Raw genomic sequence first — 21,904 nt, forward strand, 5'->3', positions numbered from 1 at the left:
ATCCGTCGGCTCCCGGCCCGCGCAAGACCGCGAGGGAGTGACGCTGATGACCGACGTCGAACAGTTCGAGGAGCGGCGGGACGAGGGGAAACCGCTGCGGTACCTGGCCGTCGCGAGCGTCGTGGCGTGGATCCTCGCGGTGTGCGCGGTGTGTGTGATCCTGCCGCTGTACTCCCACCCGAGCCTCGCGTGCGGCCTCGCGCCGCTGATCACCGCGGGGACCGCGGCGATGGTGCTCGGACGTGTGAAGGACCGCTACCGCTGCCGGGCGGCGCGGGCGCACGCCGTGTCCGACACCGTCCGGCGGGTCCTGCTGCGGCCGCTCCCCGGGCGCATCGGCGCGCTGGGGCTCGCCTCCATCTACCGTCCCTGCGGGGGCCGGGGACAGGTCGGCGGTGACCTGTACGCGGTCGCGCGCGCGGGCGAGGCGACCCGCCTGATCATCGGTGACGTGTGCGGCAAGGGCCTGCCCACGTTCGAGGACGTCGCGGCGGTGCTCGGTGCCTTCCGGGAGTGGGCGCCGCGCGCCGCGACCCTGGCGGAGCTTTCGGCGCGGCTGGAGGAGAGCTTCCTGTTCCACCTGGCCGACAGCGACGACCTCTCCCGCGAGAAGGACGAACGTTTCGTGACGGCGCTTCTGCTGGAGGTGCGGGACGGCGAGCCGTTCGCCCGCATGGTCAACCACGGCCATCCGCCGCCCATACGGGCCCGCCGGGGGAGCGTCGCGCTGGTGGCGGGCTGCCCGGCTCCCCCCTTGGGCCTGTACGGTCTGCGGGACTGCGGAGCCATGGAGGAACGCTTCGAACTGTGTCCCGGGGACACGCTGTTGCTCTACACCGACGGCCTCATGGAGGCCCGCGACGCCGCCGGGCGGTGCTACCCGCTGCTGGAACGCGCCACGACGTGGCGGTGGATCCGCGAGGGCACACCGGGCCACGTGTGCCTGCCGGATGTGCTGGGGGAGATCCTCGAGGACGTCGTCGAGCACTCAGGCGCGCTTCCCGAGGACGACCTGGCGATGGTCGCCCTGACCCGTGTCGAGGAACCGAGCGCGGCTGTGCTGTCCAGGTCGGCCGGTGAGGCCTGGCGCGAGGACGCGGAGCAGTGGCGGCACGGTTGACCACCGGCCCGGTACCACGTGCCGAGGTTCCGAGGAATGCCCAGGGGAGCCGTTTGACCCGGAGGGCAGCCACACCCATAGGGGCGTTTGACGCATGCAGGGCACACGCACCGGCTGTCACAGTGGCGGGGCAGGGAGGACGGCTGGGCTCCCTGCGAGGCCGGTCGTGGAAACCGGCTCATCAGCGCTGCCTGGAGGCGGCCGCTCCCGCGCCCGCGACCTCGCGATGCCCTTCCGCATGGCTCCGGGCCGGTCGGTCGTCCCTTTCGGCGCGTGCACGGGGGAATCATCCGGGCGGCAAGTGATGCCACATACCCGCAATGGGTGCGAATGGTTCGCTGCTCGTTCATTTCGCGGAAAAAGGCGCGCTTTAGCGTCTCGGGGACTTCACACCGATCCACAGGGGAACGGTGCACGGAAAGGCGCAGTACATGGAGACGACAAGAGGGTCCACCGGGCCGGACCGTGAGCCCGAGGGCCTTTCCCGCCGGCGGTTCGTGGTCATGGCGGGTACCGCCGTCGCGGCGGTCGGCGTCGGTGCGGGCACCGCCGAGGCGGTCAGCGGATCCGCCCTCGAGCCGAACGGCAAGGTCAAGACGGTGGGCGGGAGCTCCGTGCTCAACCGGGCCAAGGCGCCCAAGGGCACGTGGCTCGCGGGTGACACCCACGTCCACGACGACCATTCGTCGGACGGCAGCGGACCCCGGCAGACCTCGCACCAGACCCTCCCCGGGAACCTTCCCGTCGGCGACCAGATCGCCCAGGGTGAGAAGGCCGGCCTCGACTTCATGCCCCTGACCGACCACCGGACGTACGACCAGGTCTGGGACCCCCAGTGGACGTCGTCCAAGCTGCTGTTGCTCCCGGGTGAGGAGGCGAACGGCTCGCCCCACGCCATCGTGCTGGGCAACGTGGACGTGATCGTGGACGGCGCCAACCCGGCCGGTTCCGCGGCCTTCCGCCATGTGCAGCAGTCGGTCTGGGACGTGCACGCGCAAGGGGCGGTGTGGTCGCAGGCGCACCCCGACGACGGTGAGTACACGCCGGCGACGGGCCCGAACGCCAACGCGAGCGTCCAAGGCGCGGACCTCGTCGAGGTGCTCAACGTGTCCACCGGTCCGGACGAGCAGGTCGAGTACGCGGAGAACCGCTGGAACGCGGGTTTCCGCTTCGGGGTCGCGGCGGCGAGCGACTGCCACTTCCGCGAGCTGTGGGACATCGACGCCCCCGGGACGCCCACCACCCACGTCTTCGCGGCGAAGCGTTCGGTCCTGGGCATCCTCGACGGGTTCCGCGGCGGCCGTACGACGGTCGCGCAGAACACCGCGGGGCCGTTCCTGACCATCGAGGCCGACGTCGACGGTGACGGCGTGTTCGAGGCGATCGGCGGCGACGAGGTGGTCGTGGCCGACCGCAAGCTGCCCAAGAAGGCCACGCTGCGTGTGAACGTCAGGGGCGGCAAGGGAACCACCGTCCACGTCTACGCGGCGCCCGGTCGTTCGGCGGGCCCCATCGCGAGCTACCGGCCGCAACGGGCCAACGAGAGCTACGAACTGCCGCTCGTCCTGAAGGGCACCGACCACGGCTGGTACCGGGCCGAGGCCCGTTCCCCCGGCAGCGCCTCCGGTTCCGACGCCGACCCGAACCTGCCCGACCAGCTCCGCGGTGCCACCTCGCCCGTCTTCGTCTCCGTCGGTGCTCCGGCCGACCCCCGGCCCGAGATCGCGCTCCCGGCCGCCGACACCGCCCACGACAAGGCGGCGTTCGTCACCGGCGACCTGGGCACGTTCACCGGCTTCTCCGATGTCGCGGTGGTGGGCGACGTCACGCACGTCGTGGCGGAGGTGCACGAGGACCAGGCGAGCAAGGTGGTCTACCGCCGGCTCAACGGCAAGGGCAGGATCACCAAGTCCGTCACCCTGTCCGGCCGTTCGGCGACGGCGCGGTTCCCGCGGATCGTCGCGACCTCCCATGACGTGTGGGTGGCCTGGCAGGACGAGCAGGGCAAGGAGCAGCCGCACCGTCCGGTGATCCTCCTGGCGCACAGCGCCGACGGCGGCGGCTCCTTCAAGGCCCCGACCAAGATCAGCAAGGGCAAGGGGCGTGCCGTCCACCCGGCACTGGCACTGGTCGACGACAAGCATCCGCTGGTCGCCTGGTCCGACAACGGCGAAGGCGCGTTCGACGTGTACGCGCAGATCGTCGGCATCGACAAGGCCGCGGTGAACATCTCCGCGGCGGGCAAGGCGACCGGTCCTGGCGTGCCCGGCGATGCGCGCTCGCCGCGCTACCCCGCCTCGCTGTTCCCGGTCGTCGCCGTCCACGACGGCAAGCACGCCGTGATCAGCTGGCAGGACGACCGCTACGACCCGGACCCGTTGTGGACCGGCCACACCCCGCCCGCGGGCCAGCCGGCCGCCGGCGGTACCGACCCGGACAACTGGCAGGTCCTGGCGTCGGTGCGCAAGGCGCCGGGCCGCGGCTGGAGTACTCCGGTCCAGGTCAGCAGGGTCAGTGACCGCTCGGACAGGCACCCGGGCCTGACCGTGGACCGGGACGGGACGTTCGTCGCGATCTGGGAGAGCGGTGCGCTCCAGAGCTCCGGCTCCAACCTCCAGCTCCGGGCCAGCCGCTCCACCGACGGCGGCACGACCTGGACGGCGTTCGAGAACGTCGCCCTCGACGCCGAAGCCATGAGCCAGCGGGCCAAGCTCGGAGTGGACCCTGACGGCACGGTCCGCGCGGTCTGGTACGACTCCCGCTCGACCGACTGGCGCTGGAAGGTCTTCACCGCCACCCTCGACCGCGCGAAGGGCTGGTCCGAAGCCACCCAGGTGAGCCACCAGGGCAACGGCACCTGGCCCGCCCTGCACCGTGGCGTCGTGGTGTTCACCAGCGACCGCGGCGCGACCCGCACGCAGCGCGACGAGACGCAGCAGATCTTCCGGGCGAAGCTGGTCTGAACCGCCGGCATCGGTCCTCCGGTACCCCCTCTCCCCGCGCCTCGGGTTCTCCCTACGGCCGCAGGCGCGCCAGGGGAGGGGGTGCTGCGGCGGGGCGGTTCCGCGGACCAATTGGCCGCGCGCGCCGCGGCGAGTAGTGTTGACAGTGCTCCGGAAGTCGGTTCCGCGGATTTGTTGCGCGGGACGTCCGGGATATTGTTTCCAACCTGGCGGTCACTCCGCGCGGCGGATTCGGCCCCGCCGTCATCGGTCGTCATCGGGCAGCGACATCGCCATGATCTGGGAAATACTGGTCCTGGGTTTCGTACTCAGTCTCGACAATTTCCGGGTGTCGATCGCGCTCGGCACCGTGCCATTCGGTCTGAAGCGCGCGGTGCAGGTTGCGCTCACCTTCGGGCTGTGGGACGCGGTCATGCCCTTGGTCGGGCTGTTGATCGGTCGCCGGATAGGGGAATCCGTCGGCGACGTCGCAGACTTGGTGGGTGCGGCCGCTCTGGGTGGGTACGGGCTCTACCTCGTCGTCTCGGCCCTTCGGCACCCCGAGCCGGAGGAGTTGGACCATCCGTGGGCGCTGTTCGGCATCCCGCTGACGCTGAGCCTGGACAACCTGTTCGCCGGGGCGAGCCTGGGGATCCTCGGACTCTCGCCGTGGTTCTCGGCCGCCGTCTTCGGAATCATGACGGCGGTGATGTCGCTGGTCGGGCTGCAGCTGGGCCGGTTCGCGGCGCGCCTCATCCGGATCCGCTCGGACCTGCTGAGCGGGGTCACCTTGATCATCGCCGCTGCCGCGCTGCCGTTGTGGTTCGGCGGCTAGCCGCCCCGGATGCGGTCCGGCCGGCGAACCCGGTGCGGTCGGGGGACCAGCGGAGGATCGTCGGAACGTGATCCGGCGTTGGCGGCCGCCACCGCCCGGGCGACCAGGTGATGGTCGGGCGACAGGTGGCAGACCGGGTCGGTGCGGGCCGCATCGCCGGTGAGCAGGAACGCCTGGCAACGGCAGCCGCCGAAGTCCAGCTCCCGCCGGAAGCAGCTCCGGCAGGGCTCGGGCATCCAGTCGGTTCCCCGGAACGCGGTCATCACCGGGGACTCGGTCCAGATCCACGCCAGCGAGTCCTCACGTACGCTGGCCCTCGGCAACGGCAGGGACTGGGCGGCCGGGCAGGGGAGGACGTCGCCGTTCGGCGTGACGGTCAGCTGCCGGGACGCCCAGCCGCCCATGCAGGGCTTGGGGTAGCGGCTGTAGTAGTCGGAGATGACGTAGATGACGTCCATGCGGTCCCGCAACCGCTCACGGGCTGCCCGCACGACGACTTCGGCCGCTTCGAGCTGGGCCCGGCTGGGCAGTAGCGCGGCACGATTGCGCCAGGCCCAGCCGTAGTACTGGGTGTTGGCCAGCTCCAGCCGGTCGGCGCCCACCTCTTCGGCCAGGTCGAGCACGTCGGCGACCCGGTCGATGTTGTGCCGGTGCAGGACCACGTTCACGGTCAGGGGCCAGCCCAGCTCCTTGACCACGTGCATCGCCTCGATCTTGCGCTCGAAGGACGGGACGCCGGCGATCCGGTCGGACGCGGCCGCTTCGTCGGCCTGGATGCTGATCTGCACGTGGTCCAGGCCGGCGGCCCGCAACTGCTCGGCCTTCGAGTGGGAGAGCCCGAGGGCGCTGGTCACGAGGTTGGTGTAGAGGCCCAGGTGGTGGGCGGCCGCCGTGATCTCCACCAGGTCGCGCCGCAGCAGTGGTTCCCCGCCCGACAGGTGGCACTGCAGGACGCCCAGGTCGCCGGCCTCGGCCAGCACCCGCCGCCACTCGTCCGTGGCCAGCTCGTCCTGGTAACCGGCCATGTTCAGCGGGTTGGAGCAGTACGGGCAGGCCAGCGGGCACCGGTAGGTGAGTTCGGCGAGCAACCCGAAGGGGCTATCCATCGGTGAGCTCCATCCAGCGCCGCGTGACGAGCCGGGTCAGGAACCTCCGCACCTCGTCATCCGGGACGGTCTGGTAGCGGGCACCCAGCTCCGTCACGATCTCGGCCACGGTGTGCTGCCCGTCGCACAGCTCGAGGATCGCCGCGCCGCTGCCGTTCAGGACCACCACCGTCTCGGGGTGCAGCAGTACCTGACGCTGCCTGGTCCGGCAGAAGGTGAGCCGGACATGACGCGCCAGCCGGGGCCGGTCCGGGCCGCACACCTCGACGCCGGGCCCGGTCCTGGTCCTGCTCCGGGTCGCTCCTGGGGGTGTCGGGTCCATGGCGGTCACTCCGGGTAGGCCTGGTCGACGGCGTCCATGAGACTCCACAGGACGTCGCACTTGAACGAGAGCGCGTCGACGGCGCGCGCCTGCGACTCGGCGGACAGGCAGTGCGACGTGACCACGTGGAGGGCGTGCTCGCAGTCGCGCGGGGCCTGCTCCAAGCGGGTGCGGAAGTAGGCGAGGCCGTCGGGGTCGATCCACGGGTACCAGCGCTCGAAGGCGGCCAGGCGCGCGGCCATCAGGTCGGGCGCGAACAGTTCCGTGAGCGAGGACGCCACCGCCTCCACCCACGGGCGGGTCCGGGCGAAGTTCACGTAGGCGTCGACGGAGAACCGCACGCCTGGTACCAGGTGCCGGTGGTCCCGGACCTCGTCGCGGGTCAGCCCGGTGGCCTCGCCGAGGCGCAGCCACGCCTCGATGCCGCCCTCGCCGGCGGCGCTGCCGTCGTGGTCGGTGATCCGTCGGATCCAGCGGCGGCGCACGTCCAGGTCGGGGCAGTTGGAAAGGATCGCGGCGTCCTTTCGGGGGATGTTCTCCTGGTAGTAGAAGCGGTTGGCCACCCAGCCGCGGATCTGCCGATGGCTCAGCCGGCCTGTGTTCATCCGGACGTGGAAGGGGTGTTGGTCGTGGTACCGCCGCGAGTGGGCCCGCAACGCCTCGACGAAGTCGTCGGCGCCGGTTCTCGTGGTTGTCGTCGTCACGGCTCTACACCTGGATCTCGAGGCCGTCCGTGGCCACCTCTATGCCGCTTTCCCGCAAGATGTGCCGCTCGGGTGCGTCCTCCAGGAGGATCGGGTTGGTGTTGTTGACGTGCACGAGGACCGTCCGTCCCGCGGCCAGCGACGGGAGCCGGGCCAGGCTGCCGTCCGGGCCGTCGATGGGCAGGTGGCCCATCTCCCGGGCCGTCTTGCCGGCCAGTCCGAGCCGTACGAGCTCGTCGTCGCGCCAGCAGGTCCCGTCGAACAGCAGGCATCCGCAGCCCTCGAGCTCCGCGCACAGCGCCGGCGTCAGCGACTGCACGGCCGGCAGGTAGACCAGCGTCCCCCCGCTGCGTTCGTCGGTCAGCCGGTAGCCCACGACGCGGCCGTGGTCCGCCTCGGCCCCGAACCGGGCGCGTTTGGCGGTCGGTACGTCGAACGCACGGCAGGACAGCCCGTCCGCCAGAGCCAGGTCGGTGCCGGGGATCACCGCCCGCCACTCCACGGTGCAGTAGTGCTGGAGCGTGCTCAGGATGCCCGAGCCGTCACACAGGGTCTTGTGTGCCGCCGGCGTGGCGTACACCCGCAGGGCATGGGCCTCGCGCAACAGAAGCAGACCCAGCGTGTGGTCCAGCTCGGCGTCGGTGAGCAGCACCGCTTCCAGAGGCGTCGTCCGGTCGCCCTGCGGGTGCAGGCCTGGGAAGGCCTCGAACTGGGCGCGGAGGTCGGGTGAGGCGTTGACGAGGAACCACCGGCAGCGGTCGGCGCTGACGGCGATCGAGGACTGGGTGCGCGGGGGGCCGGCCCCTGAGCGGACCGCGGCGCACACGGGGCAGCCGCAATTCCACTGCGGGGACCCGCCCCCCGCCGCTGAGCCCAGCACTCGCACCAACACGCCGGCACTCCGTTCGTCGAATGTCCGGGTCCGTCGTCGGCCCGGCCGCCTGTCGGCGTCCCGAGCCGTCGGGGCGCCGGAACCGGTCCGGCATGCCCCACGTCCGCTAGTCCTCCAGCCGGGCGACGTACATGGTCACCTCGGCCGCGACCGCGATCTCCTCGAACTCGGGCGTCTCCCACACAGCAAGCTGGGGTTCCATGGACTCACCTCCTCTCTGGCCGGTCGTGGCAAGCTCTGGTCGCGCGCTACGACCATTCCGGGAGGGCGAAGGTGATCAGGGCGCTACCGTGTCCCGCGCCGAGCATGCCGGGGAGGAATCCCTCGGCCCACCCGCCCCAGCCGACCGGTACGGCGATGAACTGCCTGTCGTCGACCATGTAGGTGGTCGGGCTGCTGTGGTGTCCGCTCCCGCACTGGAACTGCCACAGCCCCTGCCCGGTGCGGGCGTCGAGCGCGTTGAACTCGCCGGACGGCTCACCGGCGAACACCAGGTCACCACCGGTGGCCAGCACCGAGGCGCACATGGGCAGTTCGTTGCGCCAGCGCCACTTCTCCTCGCCGTCGGCGTCGAACGCGCTGACGGACCCCGCCATGTCCTCGATGTCCACCTGAACGCCCGCGCCCCAGTACGGGATGCTCTCCTTGAACTCCCGGCGCCGTCGGGTGGCCGTGGCACCCGTGTCCTGGACGGGCACGTAGAACAGCTCGGACTTCGGGCTGTAGGCCGCGTGGGTCCATTCCTTCGCACCGGCCGGACCCGGGTAGAAGTGGACGGGCTCTCCCTCCTTGTCCGGGTACGACTTGGCCGTCACCCGGCCGTCCCTCGTGATGGCCCCCCACGTGATGCGGTCCACGAAGGGGGTGATCCCGACCCTCTCCCCGTTGGTGCGGTCGAGGACGAAGAAGTAGCCGTTCTTGTCGAAGTGCCCCAGCAGCTTGCGCCCGTCCCGCTCGAACAGGATGCACTCGGCGATGCTGTCGTAGTCCCACACGTCGTGCGGGGTGCACTGGTAGTGCCAGCGGATCTGACCGCTGTCGACGTCGACGGCGATGACGCAGTCGGTGAAGAGGTTGTCGCCCTCGCGGACACCTCCGTCGAAGTCGGGCGCCGGGTTGCCGGTGCCGACGTACAGCAGGTTCGTCTCCGGGTCGAACGTGCCGGTGACCCAGCAGTTCGCCCCACCACGCGCCCAGGCCTCGCCGTTGGCGGGCCAGGTCTCCGAGCCCGGCTCCCCGGGCTTGGGCACCGTGTAGCAGCGCCACTGGTGCTCGCCGGTGGCGAGGTCGAACGCGTCGAGGTGGCCGCGTACGCCGAACTCGCCGCCGGAACTGCCGACGATGACCATGTTCTTCACGATCAACGGGGCGAGTGTGGCGCTCTCCCCAGCCCGGACATCACCGTAGGTCTTGTCCCAGACCCGCTTTCCGGTGGTGGCGTCGAGTGCGAGCAGACGGGCGTTCGGCGTGACGGAGAAGACCTTCCCCTGGGCCACGGCGACCCCGCGGTTCACGTTCCCGCAGCACAAGGACACGTCGAAGGGGACCGCGTGCTTGTACCGCCAGATCTCCACGCCGGTCTTCGCGTCGAGGGCCCAGACCCAGCCGTCCCAGCCGGACACGAACATGACCCCGTCGACGACGATCGGGGCGGCCTCGAACGAGTAGGTCGACGCGCCCGCGATCAGTCCGGTCGTGCCCGCCTGGAAGACCCATGCGGGGACGACGCGCTTGACGCTCTCCGTGTTGATCTGGTCCAGCGGGCTGTAGCGTTGCCCGTTGTAGGCGCCGTAGTAGGTGAGCCAGTTGTGCGGCTCCTGGCGGGCGTTGAGCATGCGCTCGTAGTCGAGGCCGGCCACCACCGGCGGCGCGACCTCCCCGCCCGCGACCTTGCCGCTCAGCAACCCCTGGTCGACTGCCTCGCCCGCGTCCACGTAGTCGAGGGACATCTCCTCCTCCTTCCTACGGCCGCGGTTGCTCGGGGCGGTCGAGGCGAGCCTCCGGCGGAGCCTCCCCCAGGACGACGATGGCCCCGGTCAACCCCCGGCCCTCGTCGTTGCCCGTGGGCGAGCAGTACCAGTAGTAGCCCGGTCCGTCGAGGTTGAGGGTCGCCCGTCCGCGCGAATGGTTCACCAGCCAGATGAACTTCCGGTCGCCGTTGCTCGGCAGGAGCGCGCAGTGGGTGTTCTGGTCGTCGTTGATGAGCTCGAGCTCGATATCGCCTCCATGGGGCATGACCAGAATTGATGGATCCCAGATCAGCTCATCCGGGTGGATTCGAATGGTGGCCTGCATGGTGCCGTCCGGTTTCTCGGCGGCATATCCGATGCAACCGGTTCCCAGCACTTGACCCAGCGCTGCTTTGTTCTGTTCGGCCAACCCGATCTTGTCCAGCAGGTCGGATCGCTCCTGCATGGTCGTCATCGGGGCTTCACCCTCCTCATGCCGAATCGCTGTGTCCACTTCCGCCGGCGGCGGTGCTCCGCGGCCGATCACACACCTTCCCTCGAAAACGTTCTCCGAATTGTCGTGGAATTCGGCGCGGGTGGATTGAATTGCTCCGAAAAGCGGACAATTTGCTACCCAATAAGCACGCTACGCCGTATGGATCACACCGACAAGGGTGAGCGCGCGTGCGGGCCGGCTCATGCCGTTCGTCCGCGACCGGCTACCGTTCGTCCCCCATGTGCCACCGTTGGGAGGATCAAGCGAGGTCGTACCGATCGAGGCACATGACCTTGTCCCACGCGGCGATGAAGTCCTTCACGAACTTCTCCCGTGCGTCGTCGCTCGCGTAGACCTCCGCGACGGCACGCAGCTCGGAGTTCGAGCCGAAGACGAGGTCGACGCGGCTGCCGGTCCACTTGGCCTCGCCGGTCGCCCGGTCGCGGCCCACGAAGGTTTCGGCGGTCGCGGACACCGGCTCCCACTCCGTGCGCGTGTCGAGCAGGTTCACGAAGAAGTCGTTGGTCAGCGACCCGGGCTTCGCGGTGAAGACGCCCAGCGGCGATTGACGGTGGTTGGCGCCCAGCACCCGCAGGCCCCCGACCAGGACGGTCATCTCGGGCGTGCTCAGGTCCAACAGGTTGGCGCGGTCGACCAGCAGGTGCTCCGACGGCAGCCGGTCGGCCTTGCCGTGGTAGTTGCGGAACCCGTCCGCGGTCGGCTCGAGGGCGGCGAAGGACTCCACATCGGTCCACTCCTGCGTGGCGTCCGTGCGTCCCGGGAGGAAGGGGACGTGCACGTCGTGGCCGGCCGTCCCGGCGGCCCGCTCGACGGCGGCGGCCCCGCCGAGCACGATGAGGTCGGCCAGCGAGATCTTCTCGTCCCCGGCTTGGGAGGCGTTGAAGGCCTCCTGGATCCCCTCCAGGGTGCGCAGCACCTGTGCCAGCGCGTCGGGCTCGTTGACCTCCCACCCCCGTTGCGGCTCGAGGCGGATGCGCGCGCCGTTCGCCCCGCCGCGCCTGTCGCTGACGCGGAACGTCGATGCAGACGCCCACGCGGTCGAGACGAGCTGGGAGACCGACAGCCCGCAGGCGAGGAGCCGGCTCTTGAGCACGGCGATGTCCGCCGGCCCGACGAGCTCGTGGTCCACGGCGGGGACCGGGTCCTGCCACGGCAGCGTCTCCCGGGGGACCAGCGGTCCGAGGTAGCGCTGGACCGGGCCCATGTCGAGGTGCGTCAGCTTGAACCAGGCCCGCCCGAACGCGTCCGCCAGCTGGTCCGGGTTGTCCAGGAAGCGCCGTGAGATCGGCTCGTAGCCCGGGTCCGACCGCAGCGCCAGGTCCGTCGTCAGCATGGTCGGGGCGTGCGTCGTCGACGGGTCGTGGGCGTCCGGGACCGTACCGGCCCCGCCGCCGTCCCGCGGGACCCACTGCCACAGACCGGCGGGGCTCAGTTCCAGGTCCCACTCGTAGCCGAACAGGGTCTCGAAGAAGCTGTTGTCCCACGTCGTGGGGGTGGGCGTCCACGTACCGTCGAGCCCGCTGGAGATGGTGTCCGTGCCCTTCCCGGTGCCGTAGCTGCTCTTCCATCCCAGGCCCTGTTCCTCGAGCGGGGCGCCCTCGGGCTCGGGGCCGAGGTGGGCGTCCGGGGCGGCCGCGCCGTGGGTCCTGCCGAACGTGTGGCCGCCCGCGATCAACGCGACGGTCTCCTCGTCGTTCATCCCCATGCGCCGGAAGGTCTCGCGGATGTCCCGTGCCGAGGCGAGCGGGTCCGGGACGGTGTTGGGCCCCTCCGGGTTGACGTAGATGAGGCCCATCTGGTCGGCGGCCAGGGGGCGCTTCAGCTCCCGGACGCCGCCATGGCGTTCGTCGCCGAGCCAGGCGTGCTCGGGACCCCAGTAGACGTCCTCGTCGGGCTCCCACACCTCCGCCCGGCCGCCGGCGAAGCCGAAGGTCGTGAAACCCATCGTCTCCAGGGCGCGGTTGCCCGCGAAGACCATCAGGTCGGCCCAGGAGATCTTGCGGCCGTACTTCTTCTTCACCGGCCAGAGCAGCCGGCGCGCCTTGTCGAGGTTGCGGTTGTCCGGCCAGCTGTTCAGCGGCGCGAACCGCTGCATTCCGGCGCCCGCGCCACCGCGGCCGTCGTGGATGCGGTAGGTCCCGGCGCAGTGCCACACCATCCGGATCACGAGCGGCCCGTAGTGGCCGAAGTCGGCCGGCCACCACTCCTGCGACGTGGTCAGCGCGTCGTCGACGTCGCGCGCCAGGGCGTCGAGGTCCAGCGTGCGGAACGCCGCCGCGTAGTCGAAGTCCTCGCCCATGGGATCGGCCTCGGCGGGGTGTTTCCGCAGGACCCTCAGGTCGAGCCGGCTCGGCCACCAGTCGCGGTTGCTCGCGCCTGCGATCGGCCGTCCGCGGTACCCGGTGACGGAGAGGCCGAGGCCGCCCGCGTTGCCGGAGTCCGTCTCGCCGGCAACGGCGTGCGGGATGTCGGACACGGGGATCTCCTTCCGGATCAGAGGGTGCGTCGTGGTTCAGATGTTCAGCGCGCGACGCACGGCTGGCGCGTTCCGCCGGGAAACCGGCACCATCTCGTTCGTCCGGTCGTCCATGACCAGGGACAACTCGCCCTTGAGCCCGCGCTCGACCTCCCGGATGCGGCTCAGATTGACCACGTAACGGCGGTGCACCCGCAGGAAGCCGACATCCGCCAGATCGCTGTCGAGCTTGTCCAGGCTCAGGGAGGCGGCTCGCAATCGACCTTGATCGGTGGAGAGCCACACGTCGTTTCCGTGCGATTCGGCGAAGGAGACTTCAGGCAGTCGCAGCAGCACCATCCGGTTGTCGCGCATCGCGACCAGTCGGCGCGGCGGCACCCGAGGGTGGGACGCCCCCTCCCTTTGGGGGAGCCGCGCCCCGTCGGAAACCCCGAACAGAACCAGGTTCCCGATCAGGTGCCCGGAGGAGAAGACGGGCCGGATGGTGATCGTCGTCGGCTCGTCGGCCAGGTGGGCGAAGATCTGCGTCGAGCCGACCCAGTCGGGATCGTGGGCCCCTTGCCTGCTGGCATACCGGGCGGCCGCGATGAATTCCGGCAGCCCGGGGTTCCAGCGCAGGGTGGGGTCGATCGCCGGGGTGTACGCGGGGACGCCCAGGAGCACGCTCGCCATGTCGTCGGCGATCACCACCTTACCCGCGGTGTCCACGGCGGCGAGCGCCGCACCCGACGTCGCCCTGGCCTGGGTGTAGGCCGCGACCAACTCCGCGCCGCTGTCCCGGGCGCGCCTCTTCAGCGGGTACCGGGTCATGGTGACGGCGCCGGCCAGCCAGCTTTCGGCGGCCGCGGGAAGCCCGTTGCGCCAGAAGGAGACGTTGAGGACCGCGATCGGTTCCCTGGTCACCACGTCACGCACCGCGATGCCCGCGCACACCCAGTTGTGGAACGCCTGGCACCAATGCTCCGCGCCCCTGATCGGCACCGGGCCGTGCGCCTCGAGCGCCGTGCCCATGCCGTTCGTACCGACCGCGCACTCGGACCAGCAGAACCAGGGCGCCAGATTGCAGTCGTCGGCTCGGGCGAGCGTGGCGTGATCACCCCACGCGGCCAGGATCCGGCCGGTGGCGTCGGTGACGGAGACGACCCCACCGAGGTTGCCCACTTCATGTGCCACGGCGGCGGCCCGGAAGCCCAGCTCGGCGAGGACCACGTCGTGCTCGGGCGTGTGGTCGGGCTTCGTGACGGCCGGCGGAGCCTTCGTGAGGTGGGGATCGACTCGGTACTGCTCTCGGCAGCGCTGCCAGGAGATCGCCACCAGGGGCCGGACACCGGGGACGTGGTCCTCGCCCTGCACGAACCGTTCCCACGCCGCGAGAACGGGGCCGCCGCCGAGGTTCGCCGAGTTGGGCTCAAGCCGATGTGTGCTTCTCATGGTTCAGAACCGCCCTTGGTCCATCCCCAATGCCGGCGGCATGCCCGCGGTCCGGGCCGGTCACCGCTCATGGCGGCCGGGCCTGCGGCGGACCGCGTACCGCGTCGCGGGTCTCCCTGCTCCGTCACCCGTTCCGGGCTGTGTCACAGACCTCCACTGCCCACCTTAGTACCGTCGGCGGGCTGCGGACGCCCCGTGGGCACTAGCCGAGGGGGCGGCGGTAGATGCCGTGCCACCAGGTGCGTGCCAGTTCGCGGGCGAACGCGGGGTCGCCGGCGGGGTCTCCGGTGGTGACCTGGTCGGTGAGGGCGCGTTCGCCGCCGGTGACGATGATCCGGGTGGCGCTGACGGGGTCGAGGTCGGCGGGGGTGCGGCCGGCCTCCTGTTCGTCGCGGAGGATCTTGATGGTCCAGTCGGTGAACTGGTGGAGTTCGGCGGTGAAGTAGTCGCGTACGGCCGTGTCGTAGGTGGCGACCTCGGCGAGTGCCCGCCGGACGGCGGCGTGCCGGCGGTAGACCTCGATGACGTGCACGAAGGCCTCCTCGAGGCCTTCGACGCCGGCCGAGGGCTGCCAGGCCGAGGTGAGGTCGAAGGAGGAGGCCATGAGCCGGCCGGCCAGGCGCAGCAGTAGGTCGACCTTGTCGCGGAAGTGGCTGTAGAAGGTCGAGCGGGCGACGCCGGCCTCGGTGCAGATCTGCTGCACGCCCAGTTCGGTGAAGTTCGCGCCGCCTGCCAGCAGGCGCTGGGTGGCGTCCAGGACGTCCGCCTCGGCCGAGGTGGGGCGGCCGACCTTCGCGGTGCGGCGTCGGGTGATCGAAGGCATGTCCGGATCCTGAGGTCGTCGCGGGGCGGGGGGCCCGGCAGCGAACGTCACATTACACCGCGTCCGGACATCGTGTAGCGTAATTTCCGGACGCGATGTCCGGATGCAGTGACCGGAAAGGTTAGGGACTCCCGGTCGCCTGCGCGAGCAAGCACGTGTGCGATGAGGAGTGACTGGTGAAATATCGTCTGCTGGGACGCACCGGGGTCTGGGTCTCCGAGATCTCCCTGGGCGCGATGACGTTCGGCGGCAAGGACCACCCGGTGTACGGCCCCCATGGGGCACTGGGGCAGCAGGACGTGGACCGGGTGGTCGGCGCGGCACTGGACGCCGGGATCAACTTCCTGGACACCGCGGACGTCTACGCCGACGGAGAGAGCGAGGAGCTGCTCGGCCGGGCGGTCGGGCGGCGCCGGCGGGATGTCGTGCTGGCGACCAAGCTCCTCGCTCCGGTCGGGCCGGGGCCCAACGACCAGGGCCTGTCGCGTCTGCACGTGATGCGGGCCCTGGAGGACAGCCTGCGCCGGCTGGGGACCGACTACATCGACCTCTACCAGATCCACAACTACGACCACGTGACGCCGCTGGAGGAGACGCTGAGCGCCCTCGACGACGCGGTACGCCAGGGGAAGGTCCGCTACATCGGCTGCTCCAACCTGGCCGCCTGGCAGATCAGCAAGGCGCTGGGCATCTCCGCACTGCACCACCGGGCGGCGTTCGTCGCCAACCAGACCCACTACTCCCTGGTGGCCCGCGACGCCGAGCGTGACCTGGTACCCCTGGCCGAGGACTCGGGGCTGGGCCTGACGGTGTGGCAGCCGCTGGCCGGCGGATTCCTGACCGGCAAGTTCGACCGCGGCGGGGTAACCACGGAACCGGACTCCCGCCGGGCCCGGAACGGCTTCGACTTCGTACCGTTCGACGAGGAGCGGGGCTTCGCGGTGCTCGACGTGGTCCGGGACGTCGCCGCGCGGCACGAGGTCGGCCCGGCCCGGGTGGCCCTGGCCTGGCTGCTGGCGCAGCGCGCCGTCACCAGCGTGATCGTCGGCGTCCGCACGGTGGAGCAACTCGCGGACGACGTCGCCGCCGTCGGCCTGACGCTGACCGAGCAGGACCTCGCCGAGCTCGACGAGGTCAGCCGGCCGCCGCTCGCCTACCCGAACTGGATCCAGCAGTGGTTCGCCCCGACCCGGATCCCGGCGGGCAACCTGGCCTGACCGGCCGCCGCCTCGGCGCCGACGGCGCCTCCGGGGCCCCGGTTCCCCGTGGGCGGGCGCCGGGCCCCGGGCGTCTACGTACGCGCGCCGGTGTCGATCCGGTAGCCGACGCCGGGCACCGTGGCGATGATCCATGGTTCGCCGAGTCGTTTGCGCAGCGCGGAGACGGTGATGCGCACGGCGTTGGTGAGGGGGTCGGCGTTCTCGTCCCAGGCCCGTTCCAGTAGCTCTTCGGCGCTGACGACCCCGCCTTCGGCGGCGACGAGGACTTCCAGCACGGCGAATTGCTTGCGGGTGAGCGCGACGTAGCGTGCGTCGCGGAAGACCTCCCGGCGGAAGGGGTCGAGCCGCAGGCCCGCGATCTCGCGGACGGGTGGCCGGGCGTACGCGCGTCGGCGGTCGAGCGCCCTCAGCCGCAGGACGAGCTCCCGCAGCTCGAACGGTTTGGTGAGGTAGTCGTCGGCGCCGAGCCCGAACCCGGAAGCCTTGTCGTCGATCCGGTCGGCGGCGGTGAGCATGAGGATCGGGATGCCGCTGCCGGAGGCGACGATGCGCCGCGCGACCTCGTCGCCGGAGGGGCCGGGGATGTCGCGGTCGAGGACGGCGAGGTCGTAGGAGTGGACGCCGAGCAGTTCCAGGGCGGTGTCGCCATCGCCTGCGATGTCGGCGGCGATCGCCTCCAGCCGCAGACCGTCACGGACGGCTTCCGCCAGGTAGGGCTCGTCCTCCACGATCAGTACGCGCATGTCCGAAGCCTAGGCACCACGACGTATCGCCGACGTATGCCCACCTCAGCCTGCCCGTGCCGGCGCGGGGCGAGGCCGCTCCGACGGCGCTTGCGCCGTGGTGCGCCACCAGCGGCGCGACGCCAGCGCGGCCAGCACGGCGCCCGTGGCGTTGACCAGGACGTCGTCCACGGAGGACACCCGGTCCAACTCCAGGACGTACTGCGCGGTTTCGACCAGGACCGAGCAGCCCGCCCCGAGCGCCAGGATCCGTGGCACGGACGCCAGCGCCGCGAACCGCATCGGGGCGAAGAACCCCAGCGCCGCGAAGACCAGCAGGTTGCCGGCGATCCCGAGCGGCCCCATCGTGACCAGGTCCCGCAGCGGAACCAGGCTCACCCGGGCGGGGACGACGCCGGCCCCGCCGCCCGGCATCATGGTCAGCCACAGGAACGGCACCGTCCCGTGGACCATGCCCACCTCGGCCAGCGACGTCCGCCAGGCCGATCTGCCGCCGGCGGCACGCCGACCGCGCGCCAGAACCCACACCACCAGCAAGGCCAACGGCAGCGCGACCAACGTCATGAGCACCACGCCGTTGAACGTGTCAAAGCAGCCGTGCCACCGCCCTGCCATGCACATCGGAGCGGACATCATGAGCGGCCGCCGCACGACGAACGCGGCGACCGCCACGCCGAGGACCACCAGGCCGGGGAGCACGAAGCTGCGCATGCGGCGGAGCGGTGCTGACGGGGATGCGTTGTCGTTCACGCCCCCATTGGAGACGCGGGGCCGTTGCGGTGGCGTATGCGCTTTTCGATACGCCCGCGATACACGGGGGGTCCGGCACACCAGTGTGTGCCGGACCCCCCGGTGGACCTGCCCGAGGACCGGGTCAGGAGCCGTGGTGGGACGGACGTCCCTTGGCGGTCACGTCATCCGCGTAGATCAGGGCGGTCTTGTGGCCGTACTGGACGGTGTACATCTTCTTGGCGCCGAAGACGACCTTCCCGCTGGAGGGGAAGAAGTCGTCCGTCAGGGCCGGGGCCGCCGTGGAGACGTAGGCCTGGCCCGCCGGGATGCCGTACATGCTCAGCGGAGCCTGCGTGGACGGCGAGAGACCGGCGGGGTACTCGGCGGCGTCCGGGTAGCTGGTGCCGTAGACCTTCACCGGGACGGCCGCGGCGGGCCTGACGATCGTCACGTCGCGCGCGGGGATCGTGTTGACACCGCGCGGGTTGTGGAACCACACCTTGCTGCCGCTGAACCAGATCGCGGTCCAGTCGCCCTTCTTGCCGGCGACGACGAACTGCTGCCCCGCCTGGGCGGTGCTGCCCCAGTCGCTGATCCGGTTGGTGCCGGGGGCACCGGGGTGGATCGACTGCTCGCCGAAGAGCGGGGCGTCCGCACGCGGCTCGGTGCGCACGTAGACGAAGTTCGACGCCTGGCGCACCGTGGTGCACTCCTCGGTTGCGTCGCTGCCGTCGTCCTCGGGGCACAGCTCCATGGTCTGCTTGTTGCGGGCGAAGCCCGGGGCGATGGTCACGGCGGAGCCCACCGTGCCGACGCCGTGCCGGCCCGCGACCGGAGCGCCCAGCAGCTCCATGAAGTGCTCCCAGTCCCAGGACGGGCCCGGGTCCCAGTGCTGGGCGTTGACGAACCGGTCAGCGGGGGCGACAACGTTGTCATGGCCGATGATGTGCTGCCGGTCGAGCGGAATGTCGTACCGCTCGGCCAGGTACCCCACCAGGTCGGCCGTCGCCTGGTACTGCGCCTCGGTGTACCACTGGGCGCCGTGCGCGGCGTAGCCCTCGTGCTCGATGCCGATCGAGTGGAGGTTGGTGGAGTAGTTGCCCGCCTGGAAGCCCAGGTCCTTGGCGGGCACCATCTGGGTCACCGCGCCGTCGGAGGACCGCATGACATAGTGCGCCGCGACGCTGCTCAGCGGGTTCTGGAAGGTGGCGATGGCCGATTCGTAGGGCGATTCGGTGTCGTGGATGACGATCTGGTCGATCCGGACGCCGTTCGCGGGCCGGTCGGAGACCTGGCCGTTCTTCGGGCTGGCCGGGACGAAGGTGCAGTTCACCGTCGGCGGGCACTCGGTGTCCGCCACCACGGCCGCGGACAGCTTGAGCTTGTCCACCTGCGAGGTGGCGGGGCTCACCGCGGCGTCGGCGTCGAGCCTGACGCTCTGGCCGTCGTCCGTGGTGCGGGCGGCGCCCTTCTTGATGGTGGCGAAGACGCGGTCGGCGAACGCGGTCGCACCCTGCCGCACCGTGGACTGGCTGTAGCGGGCGACCGCTCCGTACCAGTCGTCCGGGTCGTCGGACGGTTCCGCGCCGAGCTCCCTCTGGTACGACGCCAGCAGTGCGGCTCCGCCGCGGATGTTCGCGGCCGGGTCGTCGCGCAGCTCGTTGGCCGGCAGACCCGTCAGCGCCGCCGCGGTCCGGAGGGTGTGCTGCGCCGCGCCCGAGGCGAGTTCCGCGGCCTCCGCCCGGCCGGCCGTGCCCGCGGCGCCGCCGGCGAGCATGTCGGGCGTGACGTCGGTCAGGTGCATGGGTCCGAAGCCGCCCGAAGCGCTGTGCCGCCCCTCGTGGGTGTCCCACGACGACTGCTGGTAGGCCACCGCGAGAAGCACCTGCTCGGGCACCTCGTACTCGGCCGCGGCGGCGGCGAAGTTGCTCTGGAGTGCGGTGTCCGCCCGAGGGGTGTCCTCCGCAGCCTGGGCCACGACGGGAACGGCGATGGCTCCCGCCACCGCGACGATCGCCGCGCCGAGCGCGATGGGACGGCGGGAAGCGTGCTTCCGGCGCGGTACTGAGTCTTTGGTCATTGAATCCCGATTCCGGGGTGACGAGGTCACGCCACCTGTCCACGCTGAGGAGCGGCACGAAACGGACCGTCAGTGAAGGGCGGCCCGGCCAACAGGCCCCAGCGGAGCCCGTCCTGAGTGACCGTCATGGTCCAGGTCGCATCGCCCCTGAACTCGATGCCCGATGAACGTATCACACTGTCTTGGTGCCGAGATGAACAGTGTGTTTGTGGGGAAGGGGGAGGCGTGATGCCGAGTATGGGGCGGTATTCGCGCATTTCCGGGGGGCGTTTCGGGGCGGGAAGACGGCCGTGACCGAGGCGCCTCAATGACACTGTTGTGACGGTCGCGGTCTCCGGCATCGCATCGTGTGATCGCGGAGCATCCGGTCCCGCCGGGCGCCGCCCTTCACGCCGTTGCGCCCCCACCGAAGCCTGTGGAAAACGGCCCACACGTGACAAGTACGTCTATAGGCTGACAGCAAGTCACCTGGGTGGGGTGTGTGGGGAACGGGGCGGGAGGTACGCCGTGCGTGTGCTGTCGGGGCGGTACGAGTTGGTGGAGACCGTCGGCCGGGGCGGCATGGGCGAGGTCTGGCGCGGGATCGACCGTGAGCTCGGCCGTGCCGTGGCGGTCAAGGTGCTGCCCCCCGAGCTGACCCGGCACGAGGAGTTCCGGACCCGATTCCGCCGGGAGGCCCGTACGGTCGCCTCGCTCACCCACCGGGGGATCGCGGTGCTCCACGACGTCGGTGAGGACACCGGCGGTGAGGAGGTCGTTCCCTACCTCGTCATGGAGTTCATCGAGGGGCGCACGCTCGCCGAGGTGCTGGGCGACGGTCCCCTCACGATGGAGCGCTCGACGGCGATCATGCGGGACGTCGCCGACGCCCTGGCCCACAGCCATGCGCAGGGGCTGGTCCACCGCGACGTCAAGCCGTCCAACGTGATGATCACGGCTGACGGCCAGGTCAAGATCCTCGACTTCGGCATCGCCAAGGTCGTCGCCGACACGGCGACCCGGCTGACCGCGACCGGGATGACCGTGGGGACGCCCGCCTACCTCTCACCGGAGCAGATCCACGGCACGGCGGTGGACGCGCGCACCGACCAGTACTCGCTGGGGTGCCTGTTCTACGAACTGCTCACCGGCAGGCCGCCCTTCACCGGTGACTCGCCGTTCGCGGTGATGAACCAGCACCTCGCCAAGGACCCGGTGCCGCCCTCGGCACTGCGCCCGCAACTGCCCGACGCCGTCGACTCCGTGGTGCTCCGCGCGCTGGCCAAGCAGCCCGGGCAGCGGTTCCTGGGCATGGGCGCCCTGCGCGACGCCCTGGGGAACCTGCACAGCGGCGGCAGCCTGGCGGGCACGGCCGGCGGCACCCGCCTCGCGGGGTCGCAGGAGCAGGTGGCGGTGCCGGCCGGGCCGCCCCCGGCAGCGCGTGTCGCGCAGCCGGCACCGCCGGTGCCCCCTCAGCCCGCGTCGGCGCCGACGATCCCTCCGGTGGCGGGCACGGGCGCGGCGGCGCCCCCCGCCGCACCCGCACCGGGCGGGGTGAAGATCGGCTCCCTGTGGCGGGGCGAACGGCTGGCCCCCTTCGTGGCGACGTTGCTGGCGCTGCCCGTGGTGGTCTCCACGTGGGATTCCTACGCCTATTCGAGCTCGGCCATGACGGCGCTGGTCGCCGCGTGGCTCACCGCGCTGATGCTGACGTGCCTGCGTCCGGGCCTTGCGGGGGCCTTCGCCGCGGTCGCACCGGCCACCTTGCTGTGGGTGCGCGACGACATGCCGGGCATCGTGATTCTCCTGCTGCTGGCCGTGGCGTGCGCGGTGGGGGTGTTCTACCGGTCGGGAACGGCCGCCCAGGTGCTGTCCTACGGCGCGATCCTGTGCGTCGGGCCGGTCATCGCGAGCAGGTCCGGCTACTACGGAGAGGGGGCAACGTTCCTGCTCCTGGCGGCCGCGGCCTGCACCGCCCTCGCCGCCGTCCGGCACCCGCGCCGGCGCAGCGACAGCTGACCCCACACGCACCG

At 71.0% G+C, this 21,904-nt stretch carries 18 protein-coding genes; 5 read left to right on the top strand and 13 right to left on the bottom strand.

Annotation, left to right across the window (positions count from 1 at the left end; genetic code table 11):
- Positions 1–46 precede the first annotated feature (46 nt).
- The 3 genes from AC1VWI_RS41610 (at position 47) to AC1VWI_RS41620 (ending at position 4,897) form a co-directional block, all read left to right on the top strand.
- Positions 47–1,120, top strand: coding sequence for a PP2C family protein-serine/threonine phosphatase (locus AC1VWI_RS41610; RefSeq protein WP_499516253.1), 1,074 nt, complete (start codon positions 47–49; stop codon positions 1,118–1,120).
- A gap of 431 nt (positions 1,121–1,551) precedes the next feature.
- The gene (locus AC1VWI_RS41615) at positions 1,552–4,083 is read left to right on the top strand and encodes a CehA/McbA family metallohydrolase (RefSeq protein WP_499516254.1); all 2,532 of its coding nucleotides are present in this window, start codon (positions 1,552–1,554) and stop codon (positions 4,081–4,083) included.
- A 274-nt stretch (positions 4,084–4,357) separates the two neighbouring features.
- Positions 4,358–4,897, top strand: a complete 540-nt coding sequence (locus tag AC1VWI_RS41620) for a manganese efflux pump MntP (protein ID WP_499516255.1) — start codon at positions 4,358–4,360, stop codon at positions 4,895–4,897.
- Here the strand turns inward: AC1VWI_RS41620 and pqqE are convergent.
- The 10 genes from pqqE to AC1VWI_RS41670 all read right to left on the bottom strand — a co-directional run bounded on the left by pqqE (position 4,894) and on the right by AC1VWI_RS41670 (position 15,117).
- The gene (gene pqqE, locus AC1VWI_RS41625) at positions 4,894–6,003 is read right to left on the bottom strand and encodes a pyrroloquinoline quinone biosynthesis protein PqqE (RefSeq protein WP_499516256.1); all 1,110 of its coding nucleotides are present in this window, start codon (positions 6,001–6,003) and stop codon (positions 4,894–4,896) included. The genes AC1VWI_RS41620 and pqqE overlap by 4 nt on opposite strands.
- A complete protein-coding gene (gene pqqD, locus AC1VWI_RS41630) occupies positions 5,996–6,325 on the bottom strand; it encodes a pyrroloquinoline quinone biosynthesis peptide chaperone PqqD (RefSeq protein ID WP_499516257.1) in 330 nt (109 codons plus the stop codon). The genes pqqE and pqqD overlap by 8 nt, the downstream gene beginning before the upstream one ends.
- A 5-nt stretch (positions 6,326–6,330) precedes the next feature.
- Positions 6,331–7,029, bottom strand: coding sequence for a pyrroloquinoline-quinone synthase PqqC (gene pqqC, locus AC1VWI_RS41635; protein WP_499516258.1), 699 nt, complete (start codon positions 7,027–7,029; stop codon positions 6,331–6,333).
- A 4-nt stretch (positions 7,030–7,033) separates the two neighbouring features.
- The gene (gene pqqB, locus AC1VWI_RS41640) at positions 7,034–7,855 is read right to left on the bottom strand and encodes a pyrroloquinoline quinone biosynthesis protein PqqB (protein ID WP_499516259.1); all 822 of its coding nucleotides are present in this window, start codon (positions 7,853–7,855) and stop codon (positions 7,034–7,036) included.
- Positions 7,856–8,027: 172 nt separating this feature from the next.
- The gene (gene pqqA / locus AC1VWI_RS41645) at positions 8,028–8,123 is read right to left on the bottom strand and encodes a pyrroloquinoline quinone precursor peptide PqqA (protein WP_499516260.1); all 96 of its coding nucleotides are present in this window, start codon (positions 8,121–8,123) and stop codon (positions 8,028–8,030) included.
- A 46-nt stretch (positions 8,124–8,169) separates the two neighbouring features.
- On the bottom strand, positions 8,170–9,870 hold the full coding sequence (locus AC1VWI_RS41650; RefSeq protein ID WP_499516261.1) for a PQQ-dependent dehydrogenase, methanol/ethanol family: 1,701 nt from the start codon (positions 9,868–9,870) through the stop codon (positions 8,170–8,172).
- A 13-nt stretch (positions 9,871–9,883) separates the two neighbouring features.
- On the bottom strand, positions 9,884–10,345 hold the full coding sequence (locus tag AC1VWI_RS41655; RefSeq protein WP_499516262.1) for an MSMEG_3727 family PQQ-associated protein: 462 nt from the start codon (positions 10,343–10,345) through the stop codon (positions 9,884–9,886).
- Between the two features lie 280 nt (positions 10,346–10,625).
- Entirely contained in the window at positions 10,626–12,770 is a 2,145-nt protein-coding gene (gene katG, locus AC1VWI_RS41660; RefSeq protein WP_499517042.1) for a catalase/peroxidase HPI, read from the bottom strand.
- Positions 12,771–12,899: 129 nt separating this feature from the next.
- Entirely contained in the window at positions 12,900–14,294 is a 1,395-nt protein-coding gene (locus AC1VWI_RS41665; RefSeq protein ID WP_499516263.1) for a DNA-binding protein, read from the bottom strand.
- Positions 14,295–14,496: 202 nt separating this feature from the next.
- Positions 14,497–15,117 carry a TetR/AcrR family transcriptional regulator gene (locus AC1VWI_RS41670; protein ID WP_499516264.1) on the bottom strand — a complete coding sequence of 207 codons (621 nt, stop codon included), beginning with the start codon at positions 15,115–15,117 and terminating at the stop codon, positions 14,497–14,499.
- Between the two features lie 176 nt (positions 15,118–15,293).
- Between AC1VWI_RS41670 and AC1VWI_RS41675 the strand changes: the two genes are divergently transcribed.
- Positions 15,294–16,334 (top strand): aldo/keto reductase, encoded by a 1,041-nt coding sequence (locus AC1VWI_RS41675; protein ID WP_499516265.1) that lies wholly within the window; start codon positions 15,294–15,296, stop codon positions 16,332–16,334.
- A gap of 74 nt (positions 16,335–16,408) precedes the next feature.
- Here AC1VWI_RS41675 and AC1VWI_RS41680 read toward each other — a convergent pair whose 3' ends face one another.
- From AC1VWI_RS41680 to AC1VWI_RS41690, 3 genes are all read right to left on the bottom strand, one after another.
- Positions 16,409–17,080, bottom strand: a complete 672-nt coding sequence (locus AC1VWI_RS41680; RefSeq protein ID WP_499516266.1) for a response regulator transcription factor — start codon at positions 17,078–17,080, stop codon at positions 16,409–16,411.
- 45 nt (positions 17,081–17,125) lie between these two features.
- Complete coding sequence (locus tag AC1VWI_RS41685; RefSeq protein ID WP_499516267.1) at positions 17,126–17,830, bottom strand: VanZ family protein; 705 nt, start codon at positions 17,828–17,830, stop codon at positions 17,126–17,128.
- Between the two features lie 124 nt (positions 17,831–17,954).
- Positions 17,955–19,892, bottom strand: coding sequence for an N-acetylmuramoyl-L-alanine amidase (locus AC1VWI_RS41690; protein ID WP_499516268.1), 1,938 nt, complete (start codon positions 19,890–19,892; stop codon positions 17,955–17,957).
- Between the two features lie 507 nt (positions 19,893–20,399).
- Between AC1VWI_RS41690 and AC1VWI_RS41695 the strand changes: the two genes are divergently transcribed.
- On the top strand, positions 20,400–21,890 hold the full coding sequence (locus tag AC1VWI_RS41695) for a serine/threonine-protein kinase (RefSeq protein WP_499516269.1): 1,491 nt from the start codon (positions 20,400–20,402) through the stop codon (positions 21,888–21,890).
- Positions 21,891–21,904: the final 14 nt, after the last annotated feature.

It is taken from the genome of Streptomyces sp. TOM-9 (assembly GCF_056858595.1).